A 12,119-nucleotide genomic window follows, 5' to 3' on the forward strand; every position below is an offset into this window, starting at 1 on the left:
AAAAACTGAGCGATAGTGGGCGTCAGTCGTCGACGATGCGGTAGTCGACATGGGCGGCCTCCTGCAGGCGCTCGGTCGCCTCCTGCAGCTCGACCTCTTCCAGCGGGCCGATGCGCACCCGATGCAGATCCGCCTGCTCGTCGCGTTCCAGCGTCGAGATCTCGACCGACTCGAATCCGAGGGCCTCCAGATCGCGCTGGATCTCCTCCGCCGTTCGGCGTTCGGAAAACGCCCCGACCTGCACCCAGCGGCCATTGTTCGCGGCGGCCTCTGGGGCATTCGCTGCGGTAGCAGCGCGCGCGTCATCAGAGGATGCCGCAACGGGGCTGCTGCCGCCCCCCTGTCTGGCCTCGGCCAGCTCGATGGGTTCCGGCACTGGCGGGCGCGATTCGGCCACACGCGGCGAATCGACGTCTTCCGGCCCCACGGCACGAATGCGCACCGGGGCCACACCGGCGTCGGTCATGTCCAACCGATGCGCCGCGGCATAGGAGAGGTCGATGATGCGCTCGTCCACAAAGGGCCCGCGATCGTTGACCCTCACAATCACGCGGCGGTCGTTCTCCAGGTTCACGACCTCGACATAGGTCGGCAGCGGCAGTGTCTTGTGGGCTGCCGTCATCGCATACATGTCGTAGGGTTCCCCGCTGGAGGTGCGCCGGCCGTGGAACTTGGTTCCGTACCAGGAGGCCAGGCCCTCTTCCTCGAACCCGGTGCTGGTGCGCAGGGTACGGTAACGCTGCCCGAAGACCTCGTACTCGGGCGGGTTCCCGTAGCGACTCGGGGGCTCGTCGGTCGGCACCGCGTCGGGGATCAGGGCCAGATCCTGCGGGACATCCTCCGGGTCCGGGTAGGCGTCATAGGCCGCATCGCCCAGCGGGCGGTCCGGGTCTGCCTCGCGGTCGGGGGTCGACGAGCACCCCGCCAGCGCCAGCGCGAACAACACCGCCGGCGCGGCGACGACCGCGCCAGGGCGGCACCGGTTACTGGGCAAAGGCCTCGGCCAGCTGGTGGACGGCCATCGCATACAGCGGGCTCCGGTTATAACGGGTGATCACATAGAAATTGGGGTAACCAAGATAGTACTCGTAGCCGTCCTCGCCCTCGAGACGAATAAACGAGTACTTCCCGTCCTCGGCCACGGACTCGTCGGGATAAATACCGTGCTCGGCAAGCTCGTCGAGGTCAAAGCGCGCCTGGAAATTGCGGCTGATCAGTTCCTCGTGGGCATCGCCCTCGACCCGCGCCCGCGCCACCACCGGCTCGCCGGTCTGCCAGCCGTGCTCGCGGAAGTAGTTGGCCACACTGCCGATGGCATCCGGCCACGAATTGAGCAGATCGCGGCGGCCATCGCCGTCGAAGTCCACTGCATAGTGGCGATAGCTCGAGGAGATAAACTGTCCGCGTCCCATGGCCCCGGCGTAGGAGCCCCGAGTCTCGCGGACATCCAGGCCCTCCTCCTGCACCAGGGTCAGGAACTGGCCCAGTTCACTGCGGAAGAAATCCGCACGCGGCGGGTAGTCAAAGCCCAGCGTGACCAGCGCATCGAACACGCGGAAGCCCCCGGTGTTGCGCCCGTAGTTGGTCTCCACACCGATGATGGCGGTAATCATTTCCTGTTCGACGCCAAAGGTTTCCTCGGCACGGGCCAGCGTCTCGGCCTGCTCTTCCATGAAGCGCTCGCCACGCTCGATGCGCAGCTCGTTCACGAAAATCGGGCGATAGTCCTTCCAGGGACGCGCCTCGGCGGGCGCCGAGATCAGGTCGAGGATCCGCTGCTGGGGGTCGGCCTCGGCGAACAGGCCCTCCAGTTCGTCACGATCCATACCCGCCTCGACCTGTTCGTCGATAAAGGCCTGCACCTCCTCGCGCTCCAGGTAGGGCGGGTCGCCAGCGCGAAACTCGGACCCCGAGACGTTCGACAGAGAGCAGGCCCCCAGTGACAGGATCAACCCGGCCTGCAGGAGGAGGGAACGAAGGGTGCCCAGAGGGCGCAGATTCAGGGTCATCGATTCACCAGGCGCTTTTGCGACGCGATGCTCATGAGAATACCGAAGGCGACCATAAGCGTCACCAATGATGTACCGCCGTAGCTCACCAGCGGAAGCGGCACACCGACCACGGGCAGAAGCCCTGTCACCATGGCGATATTGACCACCATGTAGACGGCGAAAGTCAGCGCCAGGCTGCCGCCCAGCAAACGGGCGAAACGATCCTGGGCCAGGGCCGAGATCCACAGCCCGCGCGCCACGATCGCAAAATACAGCAACAACAGGAGTGCGACACCGATAAACCCGAATTCCTCGGCGTATACCGCAAAAATGAAATCCGTGGAACGCTCGGGCAGAAAGTCGAGCTGCGACTGCGTGCCGTTCAGCCAGCCCTTGCCGTACAGCCCGCCGGAGCCGATCGCAATCTTGGACTGAATGATGTGATAACCGGTCCCCAGCGGGTCCGACTCCGGATTGAACAGGGTCAGCACCCGCTGGCGCTGGTAGTCATGCATCTGCAGCCATAATGCCGGGATCGCAGCGGCCGCGGCCAGCCCCAGCCCGACAAACCAGCGCCAGCTCAGCCCCGCCAGGAAGATCACCAGGAAACCGGCCGCACCCACCAGCATCGCAGTCCCCAAGTCCGGCTGGCGCATGATCAGAAACACTGGAACCAGGATCAGTGGCACCGTCACCAGCAGGTCGCGGAAATGCGGGCGGTCGTTGCGAGTGGACAGGTACCAGGCGACCATCATCGGCACCGCCAGCTTCATGATCTCGGAGGGCTGGAAGCGCATGAAGCCGAGATCCAGCCAGCGCCGCGCCCCCTTGCCCACCTCGCCGGCAACCATGACCGCCAACAGTAGCGCGACACCGGCCACAAACAGCCATGGTGCCAGGGACCGCAGGGTACGCACCGGGATCTGCGCGACCAGCACCATCGCGGCCACGCCGAGTCCGATGCGCATGGTCTGCCGCTCAAGGGCAATCATGCTCTCGCCGGAGGCACTGAACAGGACCGCCAGACCCACCAGCAGCAGGATGCCGATCAACACCAGCAGCACGCCATCCAGACGCAGGCGCCCCAGCACCCACTGCCCTAGCGGCATCTCGCGACCCGTCACGCTGATCATTCGTCCTCCGGCACGTCAAGTGTCATTCCGGCGTCACCTTTCAGGAAGGCGTCCATCACCTCGCGGGCCACCGGGGCCGCCACGCGACCGCCCGAGCCGCCGTGCTCGACCAGCACCGCCACCGCGATCTGTGGGTCATCCGCGGGTGCATAGCCGACAAACAGGGCGTGATCCCACAGATGCCGGGGCAACTCGTCCTCGTCGTACTCCTCGTCCTGGCCCAGCCCGAAGACCTGCGAAGTGCCGGTCTTGCCCGCGATGCGGTAATTCGTCGGCGGGCGGCTGCCAATCGACCCCCAGGCGGTGCCGTGGCGCGCATGCACGGCCTCGATCAGCGACTCGTGAATCGTGTCCCAGTGCTCCGGGGCCGCCTGCACCGGCTCGCGAGGCTGCGGCAGCAACCGTTCGAGTTCGCCGTTGCCATTATCCATCGATTGCAGCAGACGAGGCTGGATACGCTGCCCGCGCCCGGCCAGGGTCGCCGTGAAGTCGGCCATCTGCAACGGCGTTGACAGCATGTAGCCCTGGCCAATCGCGGTGATCAGGGTCTCGCCGGGGAACCAGACCTGATCATGTGTGGCCCGCTTCCAGTCGCGGCTGGGGAGGATGCCCGCGCGCTCGCCCGTGGCATCGATACCGACGCGCTGCCCAAGCCCGAATGCCCCCAGCATCGGTACCATGCGGTCGATCCCCATCGTATGGGCAATGTCGTAGAAATAGACGTCGGAAGACACGGCGATGGCGCGCGACATGTCGACCCAGCCATGCCCTTCCCGGCGCCAGTCACGATAGCGGCGCTCATGGCCGGGGATCTGAAAATAGCCACGGGCGAACATCCGTCGATCCGCAGTGGTAATCCCCTCGTCCAGCGCGGCCAGCCCTACCAGGGGCTTGACCGTGGAACCCGGCGGATACTGTCCGGTCAGGGCGCGATTGAACAACGGCCGCGCGGGGTCGGATTGCAGATCGGAAAAGGCGGCCTGGGAGATGCCGTGCACGAACATCTCGGGGTCGAATCCCGGGGCACTGACCAGCGCCAGCACCTCGCCGTTGTTCGGATCCAGCGCGACAATCGCCCCCCGCCGGCCCGCCAGCGACCGGTAAGCGGCACGCTGCAGGTCCGCGTCAATGGTGAGGGTAATGTCGGTACCGGCCTCCGGTGGCGTTACCGACAGCTCGCGAATCACCCGCCCCTGGGCATTGACCTCTACCTGGCGGTAACCCGGGCGGCCATGCAGCAAATCCTCGTAGTAGCGCTCAATGCCGATCTTGCCAATATGCGAGCTGCCGGCATAGGCACGCCGGTCCACCCGCGCCAGGTCCTGCTCGTTGATCCGGCCCACGTACCCGACCACATGCGAGAACTTGTCGCCGAGCGGATAGAAGCGCATCGGCCGGGCCTCGATCTCCACGCCCGGCAACTCGTGCCGCGAGACCGCGATCCTGGCCACCGTGGTGTCGTCCAGGCCCGCCTTGAGCAGCACCGGCTGGAAGGGTCGGCGCTGACGCACGCCGCGGCGGAAACGTTCGATATCCGCGTCGGAGAGATCGACAAAGTCGTGCAGCCGCTCCAGGAGGTCGTCCAGATTGCCGGCCTGCTCGACTGTCACCTCCAGCTGGTAGGAGGCACGGTTGCCCGCCAGCAACTGGCCATTGCGATCCCGGATCACGCCGCGACTGGGCGCAATCGGCTCCACCCGCAGCCGATTATTCTCCGACAGCGTGGTGAAATGGGTATGCGCGCCGACCTGAAGGCCCGACAGGCGCCAGCCAATCAGGAGCAGAACGGCGGCAAGCAGGAGCAGCGCCAGCAGAATACGGACGACGAACCGCTGCTGGTCCTGTTGTTCCTGTCCGTAGTCATCGCGCCCGGCCATTTCAGCGGACCGCCACAACAACGAACGCCGCGCACGCGGCGAACCCCGGCCCCGGGGATGCGGGGACGATCCACGCCACGTGCTGACGCCGGGCCGCTACCGGCTCAGATCTTGCTCTTCTGGTAACGCTTGTAGCTGGCAACAATCTCCGCCTTGGCCTCTTCGGCGCCGACCCAGCCTTCGACCTTGACCCACTTGCCCTTCTCCAGCTCCTTGTAGCGCTCGAAGAAGTGCTTGATCGAATCCAGGAGCTCCTTCGGCACATCTTCCGGCCCCTGGAACCGCCCGGACTGCGTGCACAGTTTGCTCACCGGAACCGCGAGGATCTTCGCATCCACACCGGCCTCGTCGGTCATCTTCAGCATACCAATCGGGCGCGAGCGCACGACCGAACCCGGCAGCAGCGGCACCGGGGTGATCACCAGCACGTCCACCGGGTCATTGTCTTCCGACTCCGTATTCGGGATGAATCCGTAGTTGCACGGATAGAACATCGCGACCGCCATAAAGCGATCGACCACCAGAGCCCCGCTGTCCTTGTCCATCTCGTACTTGACGGGCTGGCCCTGGGTGGGGATCTCGATTACCACGTTGATGTCGTTGGGGAGATCCTTGCCGGCTTCGATCTGGTTGAGGTCCATGCTTGGTTATATTCCGATTGTTTTGAAGAGCGGGGGATTATACAGGGGAGAGCCCCCGCAATGGCACCCGTCACCGTCAGGCCAGGGAGCCACGGGCTGTAGTGAGCGGTTGCGGCCGATCACCCTCAGGCGGTATAAGACCGCGCTCGGGAAACGGTTTGCGCCGCACCGCCGCAACCCTTTCACGATGGCCATTTACCGTGCCGCCTCGTACCCGGCTTGTGCTGCGGTTCGGCGCCGCACCCGGCAGCAGGAGTCAGCCATGCGTATCGTCCTGATGGGCGCCCCGGGGTCCGGCAAGGGCACCCAGGCCAAGAAGATGGTCGCCACCTTCGGCATCCCGCAGATCTCCACCGGCGACCTGCTGCGCGCCGCAATGGCCGCCCAGACCGACCTGGGGAAGCAGGTCGAAAGCGCGATGAACGCAGGCCAGCTCGTACCGGACGACCTGGTCCTGGGACTGATCCGCGACCGGCTGCAGGAGCCGGACGCACAAAAGGGCTTTATCCTCGACGGCTTTCCACGCAACGTCGCCCAGGCCGAGACCCTGGACACCATGCTCGAGGAACTCGGGGCACCACTGGATCAGGCGATCCAGATCGATGTGCCGTTCGAGGAGCTGAAACAGCGACTGACCGGGCGCGTCTCCTGCGGCGACTGCGGCGCGGTATTCAACTCCCATACCTTCCCGCCTCAGCGGGAAGGGGTTTGTGATCTGTGCGGCGGCGAACTCGTCCACCGCGCCGATGACACCGAAAAAACAGTCATCAATCGCCTGAAGGTCTACGAGGAACAGACCCAGCCGCTGATCGAATACTACGCCCGCCGCGACCTGCTCAAGCACGTGAATGGCACCCGCGACATCGCCTTGATCTTCGACGAAATCCGCCAGCTGCTAGGGAAACACTGATCCAGCATGATCCGTGTTTCCTCAAGCTGAATCCCGCATGACGCCCTCGCCAGCCGGCCACGCACGCCCACTGCACCGACGGGCCACAGTGCGAGCCATCATTGCCTGCGTGCTCGGCGTCGCCGCCACGACGGCGCAGGCCGAACTCGAGCGGCTGGAGCGCCCCCCGGGCTGCGAATTCGCCCCCGGCATGGAGTGGCCCGAGATGCGCGAGCTCGCGGCCGAGATCACCGATATCGACGCCGATTACGTACGCCGCGAGGGGGAGATGATCAGCGCCCGCGGCAACGTCCAGCTCTTCGAACAAGGGCGCCGCCTGGACACCGAGTTTCTTGAATACGACCGGGCCACGGGCCTCGCACGCACCGAGGGCGACACCCGATTGTTCGACGGCGACCTTCTGCTGCACACCGACGGCGGCGAATACCGTCTGGACGAGGAGACCGGGGAGTTCCGGCGCATCGACTACCTGGTGCAGTCCGTGCCGGCCCGCGGAAGCGCCGGGGTGGGCATCCAGCTCGCGCCTCACCTGCACGAATTCGAGGACGCCGAGTACACCACCTGTCCGATCAACAACGACAGCTGGTGGCTGCGCACGCGCGATCTGGAGCTGGACCGCGAGCGCGGGATCGGCGTTGCCCGCAACGCCCGCATCGACTTCAAGGGCGTGCCCATCGCCTACACGCCGTATATCCACTTCCCGCTGGACGACCGGCGCCAGAGCGGCTTCCTGCTGCCCAGTGCCGGGGTCAGCTCACGACACGGGGTCGATATCAGCACGCCCTGGTACTGGAACATCGCGCCGAATTACGACGCGACTTTCACCCCGCGCGTCATGTCGGACCGCGGGGTCAAGCTCGGCACCGAGTTCCGTTATCTGCAGCCCCGCCACGAGGGCGTGGCCGATATCCGCTACCTGCCGAGCGATCGCGTATTCGGCGACGACCGGCACTACGTGCAGTGGTTTCACCAGAGCCGCCTGACCTCGGACCTGCGCTTTCGCCTGGACGCCGCCGATGCCTCCGACAGCGAGTATTTCCGCGACTTCGGTGGCGCGGACCGCTACTCCGGCAGCACGCCCTATCTGCGTCGACAGGCGGATCTGACCTACAACCAGCCGGCCTACCGCCTGCGCACCCGGATCGAGGACTACCAGGTCATCGACCCCGAGCTGCGCGCCCAGCGCGAGCCCTACCAGCGCCTGCCGCAGATCACCCTGGAGGCCGGCGAATACCTGGGTCGCGGGCTGGCGTGGGACCTGGACACGGAACTGGTGCGCTTCGAGCGTAGCGAGAGCGACTCGCTGGAACCCCTGGGCACGCGCTTCGACCTCAACCCCACGGCCTCGTGGCGCTACGATACCGGCGGCTTCTTCTTCGAGCCCAGCGCCGGAGTGCGCTACACCCACTACGAGCTGGACCGCCGCGGTCGCCCGGGCCCCGAGTCGATCAGCCGCACCGTGCCGCGCGCCTCGGTCGACACCGGGCTGGTCTTCGAGCGCCCGATCCAGGACGGGCGTCGTCTGCAGACGCTGGAACCCCGGATCTTCTACGGCTATGTCCCGTTCGTCGACCAGACCGATATCCCGATCTTCGACACCGGCGAGGCGGACTTCAGCTTCGACAACCTGTTCAGCCTGGATCGTTTCGTCGGCGCCGACCGCGTCGGCGACACCCACCAGCTGACCACCGCGCTGACCACGCGCATCTTCGACGAGCAGACCGGCCAGGAGCGGATGAGCCTGTCGGCGGGCCAGATCCGCTACTTCGAGGACCGCGAGGTCCGCCGCGACCCGCAAGGCGACCCGCTGACCGAATCGCGTTCGGATCTCGCCCTGGAGGGTCGCGTGCGCATCGGCGATGCCTGGAGCGGTCGCGGCTCCATCCTGTACAACCAGGACGAAGGCGAGACCACCCTCACAGCGCTGTCGGTCAGCTACAGCCCGGGCGCGCGGGCCCGCATCAATGTCGGCTATCGTCAACGCGAGGCGGGCGCCCGCTCCATCGACCAGACCGATGTCTCCGTGCTGTGGCCGGTGACCCCGCGCATTGATGCGATCGGGCGCTGGAATTACAGCCTGCAGGAGGAACGTGATCTCGAACTTCTGGCCGGCCTTCAGTATCGTAGTTGCTGCTATGGCATCCGAGTGGTCGCCCGCCGCGCCTACGACTTCGACGAGACCTACGACAACTCGATTTATTTCCAACTCACGCTGGACGGGCTCGGACGCTTCGACTCCGGCGTGGATTCGCTTTTGAGCGAGGGTATAGCCGGATATGACGCACTCCCCTGACCACCACCGCCGGGCCTTCTGGCTCCCGCTACTGGGCGCCGTGCTCTTGAGCCTCGGCCTGTCCGCGCAGGCCCAGGTCCCCGGCAGCGAACAACCCGAGGACGCCGTCGAGGCCCCGGTGACCCCGGGCGCCGCCTCCGAGGCCGGCGCCCCTGCCGCGCCCATCACGCCGCCGGAGGGCGATCAGTTCACCGACCGCATCCTGGTCGTGGTCGGCGACGACGTGGTGACCCAGCGCGAACTGGTCGAGCGCATGAACCTGGTCGCCCAGCAGATGATGGAACGCGGCACTCGCCCGCCGGATCGCGACACCCTTGCACGACAGGTCATGGAACGCCTGATCGTCGAGCGCGTTCAGCTGCAGGAGGCCCAGCGGGTCGGCATCAACATCGACGAGATGACCCTGAACCGGGCAATGGAGAACATCGCCCGCGAGAACCGGATGACCCTGCCGCAGCTGCGTCAGGCCCTGCTGCAGGACGGTGTCGACTTCAACGCCTTCCGCGAGCAGATCCGCAACGAACTGACCGTCAACCAGTTGCAGCGCCGCCAGGTCGACAATCAGATTCGCGTCAGCGACCAGGAGATCGCGGACCTGATCGCCTCCGAGAGCGGCGCCATTGACCGCGGCGTGCGCTATCGTATCTCGCATATCCAGGTCTCCCTGCCGCGCGGCGCGGACTCCGGCCAGATCGCCACCGCCCGCGAGAAGGCCCGCGAACTGCGCCAGCGGGTGCGCGAGGGCGAGGACTTTGCCAGCGTGGCAATCTCCGAATCCGACGCCCCGGATGCCCTGGAGGGCGGCGATCTCGGCTGGCGCACCGCCGGCGAGATCCCCTCCGTATTCGCCCGCGAGGCTGTGCTGATGCGCACCGGCGAGATCAGTGACGTGCTGCGCTCGCCGAACGGCTTCCACATCATGAAGCTCGTGGACCGCGAAGGGGGCGACCAGACCCGAGTCCGGCAGACGCAGGTACGCCACATCCTGATCAGCCCCGACCAGGTCCGCAGCGACGAAGAGGCCCGCCGCCAGGCCGAGTCCCTGTATAACCGCATCCGCGAGGGCAGCGACTTCGAGGCCCTGGCACGCGCGAACTCCGACGACCCCGGCTCCGCCGCCCAGGGCGGCCAGCTCGGCTGGATCAGCCCCGGCGAGCTGGTGCCGGAGTTCGAAGAGGCGATGAACGCCCTGCAGCCGGGCGAGATCAGCGAGCCGGTGGAGAGCCAGTTTGGCTGGCACATCATCGAGGTCCTCGACCACCGCGAGGTCGACACCTCGCGCGAGCAGATCCGAGCCCGTGCCCGCGAGATCCTGCAAAACCGCAAGCGCGAAGAAGAGATCGAGCTGTGGATGCGGCGTCTGCGCGACGAGGCCTATGTCGAGTACCGCGTTGACGGCTTCGGCTCCTGACGCCCGGACGCCGGGTGCAATCCCGCGTCTGGCACTGACCGCTGGCGAGCCGGCCGGGATCGGGCCGGATCTGCTGATTGCCCTGGCCCACGAGCCTGGCGGTGGCGCCCAGCGCGTCGCCATCGGCGATCCGGATGTCATCGAGCAACGGGCGCGGCAACTGGGCCAGTCGATCCACCTGATCCCCTTCGACCCCGCACGACCGCGCACCGCTACACCGCGCGGGACCCTGGAGATCATCGCGGTCCCAGCCGGCGGCCCCGTGCAAACGGGCACCCTCGACGCCCGGCACGCCGAAGGCGTGCTGGCGATGCTCGCCGCCGCCGCCGATGGCTGTCTCGATGGCACCTTCGACGCGATGGTCACCGGCCCGGTGCACAAGGGCGTGATCAACCGTGCCGGCATCCCCTTCAGTGGTCATACCGAGTGGCTGGCCGAACGCGCCGGCGCGCCCATGCCCGTGATGATGCTGGCGACCGAATCCCTGCGGGTCGCACTGGTGACTACGCACCTGTCCCTGCGCGACGTCCCCGACGCAATCACACCGGAGCGCATCGAGGCGGTCACCCGCGTACTGCACCACGACCTCGCCGAGGACTTCGGGATCGAACGCCCGCGCATCGGCGTGTGCGGGCTGAACCCGCACGCCGGCGAAGACGGCGTGCTGGGGCTCGAGGAGATCGAGGTCATCACCCCGACGCTCGACCGCCTGCGCGCCGAGGGCCTGGACCTGCGCGGGCCGCTGCCCGCGGATACCGCATTCACCCCGCGCGCACTCGCCGAGTTCGACGCGGTACTGGCGATGTATCACGACCAGGGACTCCCGGTGCTCAAGCACGCGGGATTCGGACATGCGGTCAATGTGACCCTGGGGCTGCCCTTCGTGCGCACCTCGGTCGACCACGGCACGGCCCTCGACCTGGCCGGCAGTGGTCGCGCGGAGGTCGGCAGCTTCCTCGCAGCCGAGGGCCTGGCCCGGGAACTGGCCCGCCATCGCCTTCAGGCACAGGCCGCGCACGTCCATGGGTGACGCCGCAAATGGGTAGCGCGCTGCCGCCGATCCGCAAGCGGTTCGGCCAGAACTTCCTGCATGATCAGGCCTTGCTCGCACGCATCGTCGGCGCGATCGCCCCGCGCCCCGACGACCCGGTGCTGGAGATCGGCCCCGGCCGGGGGGCCCTGACCGGCGCCCTGCTGGAACGCCTGAATCGTCTGGTCGCGGTGGAGATCGACCGTGACCTGGTGGCCGGCCTGCGCGCCGCCTTTGCCCCGGAGCGACTGGAGCTCCATGTGGGCGACGCCCTGGATCTGGACCTGGCCAGCCTTGGCCCGCCACCGGAGGGTGGCTGGCGGGTCGTGGGCAACCTGCCCTACAACATCTCGACCCCCCTGCTGTTCCACCTGCTCGACCAGATGGAGGCCGTCCGCGACATGCATTTCCTCCTGCAGCGCGAGGTGGTCGAGCGCATGACCGCCGTCCCCGGCAGCAAGACCTATGGCCGGCTGACGGTCATGCTCGCGGCGCGCGCCCGGGCCCAGTCGCTGTTCGGGGTCCCCCCCGGTGCCTTCCACCCGCCGCCCAAGGTCCACTCCGCGGTCGTGCGCATCACGCCACTGGAGGCGCCGCTGGTGGACAGCGCGCTGTATCCGGTGTTTGCAAAGGTTGTGAACCAAGCCTTCTCCAGCCGCCGCAAGACGCTGCGGCGGGGGCTTTCCGGACTGGTGGATGCCGCCCGAATCGAGGCCGCGCAACTCGACCCCGGCGCCCGCCCGGAGACCGTGGATGTTCACGGATTCGCGGCCCTGGCGCGACTGGTCGCGTCAAGCTGACCGGCCCCGCCAACGGCCAGCGATCCGCTATCA

General features: G+C 66.9%; 10 protein-coding genes. 5 read left to right on the forward strand and 5 right to left on the reverse strand.

All coding sequences use genetic code 11. The features are described 5' to 3' along the window. Positions 1 to 22: 22 nt before the first annotated feature. The 5 genes from F813_RS0104430 to ppa form a co-directional block, all read right to left on the reverse strand. On the reverse strand, positions 23 to 1,027 hold the full coding sequence (locus F813_RS0104430) for a septal ring lytic transglycosylase RlpA family protein (RefSeq protein ID WP_168021578.1): 1,005 nt from the start codon (positions 1,025 to 1,027) through the stop codon (positions 23 to 25). Then, positions 984 to 2,009: a lytic murein transglycosylase B gene (gene mltB / locus F813_RS0104435; protein WP_012983338.1), complete on the reverse strand. Its 1,026-nt coding sequence runs from the start codon at positions 2,007 to 2,009 to the stop codon at positions 984 to 986. The genes F813_RS0104430 and mltB overlap by 44 nt, the downstream gene beginning before the upstream one ends. Then, entirely contained in the window at positions 2,006 to 3,124 is a 1,119-nt protein-coding gene (gene rodA / locus F813_RS0104440) for a rod shape-determining protein RodA (protein WP_017925714.1), read from the reverse strand. Before rodA ends, mltB begins: the two co-directional genes overlap by 4 nt. Then, the gene (mrdA, locus tag F813_RS0104445) at positions 3,121 to 5,001 is read right to left on the reverse strand and encodes a penicillin-binding protein 2 (protein ID WP_017925715.1); all 1,881 of its coding nucleotides are present in this window, start codon (positions 4,999 to 5,001) and stop codon (positions 3,121 to 3,123) included. The genes rodA and mrdA overlap by 4 nt, the downstream gene beginning before the upstream one ends. A gap of 104 nt (positions 5,002 to 5,105) precedes the next feature. Next, positions 5,106 to 5,642, reverse strand: coding sequence for an inorganic diphosphatase (gene ppa, locus F813_RS0104450; protein WP_012983341.1), 537 nt, complete (start codon positions 5,640 to 5,642; stop codon positions 5,106 to 5,108). A gap of 262 nt (positions 5,643 to 5,904) precedes the next feature. On the opposite strand from ppa, the gene F813_RS0104455 reads away from it, so the two are divergent. Genes F813_RS0104455 through rsmA form a run of 5 tightly spaced genes read left to right on the forward strand, consistent with a single transcriptional unit; the run spans position 5,905 to position 12,086 of the window. After that, the gene (locus F813_RS0104455; RefSeq protein ID WP_017925716.1) at positions 5,905 to 6,552 is read left to right on the forward strand and encodes an adenylate kinase; all 648 of its coding nucleotides are present in this window, start codon (positions 5,905 to 5,907) and stop codon (positions 6,550 to 6,552) included. Positions 6,553 to 6,589: 37 nt separating this feature from the next. Further along, the gene (locus tag F813_RS0104460; protein WP_026148142.1) at positions 6,590 to 8,845 is read left to right on the forward strand and encodes an LPS-assembly protein LptD; all 2,256 of its coding nucleotides are present in this window, start codon (positions 6,590 to 6,592) and stop codon (positions 8,843 to 8,845) included. Then, positions 8,829 to 10,256: a peptidylprolyl isomerase gene (locus tag F813_RS0104465; RefSeq protein WP_017925718.1), complete on the forward strand. Its 1,428-nt coding sequence runs from the start codon at positions 8,829 to 8,831 to the stop codon at positions 10,254 to 10,256. The genes F813_RS0104460 and F813_RS0104465 overlap by 17 nt, the downstream gene beginning before the upstream one ends. Beyond that, the gene (pdxA, locus tag F813_RS0104470) at positions 10,222 to 11,286 is read left to right on the forward strand and encodes a 4-hydroxythreonine-4-phosphate dehydrogenase PdxA (protein WP_017925719.1); all 1,065 of its coding nucleotides are present in this window, start codon (positions 10,222 to 10,224) and stop codon (positions 11,284 to 11,286) included. Before F813_RS0104465 ends, pdxA begins: the two co-directional genes overlap by 35 nt. Before the next feature lie 8 nt (positions 11,287 to 11,294). After that, positions 11,295 to 12,086: a 16S rRNA (adenine(1518)-N(6)/adenine(1519)-N(6))-dimethyltransferase RsmA gene (rsmA, locus tag F813_RS0104475; protein WP_017925720.1), complete on the forward strand. Its 792-nt coding sequence runs from the start codon at positions 11,295 to 11,297 to the stop codon at positions 12,084 to 12,086. Positions 12,087 to 12,119 lie beyond the last annotated feature (33 nt).

The sequence above is a fragment of the Thioalkalivibrio sp. HL-Eb18 genome, assembly GCF_000364985.1.
GTDB lineage: Bacteria > Pseudomonadota > Gammaproteobacteria > Ectothiorhodospirales > Ectothiorhodospiraceae > Thioalkalivibrio.

What these genes read in the sequence shown, in the direction of transcription:
- F813_RS0104430 (WP_168021578.1), bottom strand. Translation starts at nt 1,027, where the DNA reads ATGCGATGGCCGTCCACCAGCTGGCCGAGGCCTTTGCCCAGTAACCGG.
- mltB (WP_012983338.1), bottom strand. Translation starts at nt 2,009, where the DNA reads ATGACCCTGAATCTGCGCCCTCTGGGCACCCTTCGTTCCCTCCTCCTG.
- rodA (WP_017925714.1), bottom strand. Translation starts at nt 3,124, where the DNA reads ATGATCAGCGTGACGGGTCGCGAGATGCCGCTAGGGCAGTGGGTGCTG.
- mrdA (WP_017925715.1), bottom strand. Translation starts at nt 5,001, where the DNA reads ATGGCCGGGCGCGATGACTACGGACAGGAACAACAGGACCAGCAGCGG.
- ppa (WP_012983341.1), bottom strand. Translation starts at nt 5,642, where the DNA reads ATGGACCTCAACCAGATCGAAGCCGGCAAGGATCTCCCCAACGACATC.
- F813_RS0104455 (WP_017925716.1), top strand. Translation starts at nt 5,905, where the DNA reads ATGCGTATCGTCCTGATGGGCGCCCCGGGGTCCGGCAAGGGCACCCAG.
- F813_RS0104460 (WP_026148142.1), top strand. Translation starts at nt 6,590, where the DNA reads ATGACGCCCTCGCCAGCCGGCCACGCACGCCCACTGCACCGACGGGCC.
- F813_RS0104465 (WP_017925718.1), top strand. Translation starts at nt 8,829, where the DNA reads ATGACGCACTCCCCTGACCACCACCGCCGGGCCTTCTGGCTCCCGCTA.
- pdxA (WP_017925719.1), top strand. Translation starts at nt 10,222, where the DNA reads ATGTCGAGTACCGCGTTGACGGCTTCGGCTCCTGACGCCCGGACGCCG.
- rsmA (WP_017925720.1), top strand. Translation starts at nt 11,295, where the DNA reads ATGGGTAGCGCGCTGCCGCCGATCCGCAAGCGGTTCGGCCAGAACTTC.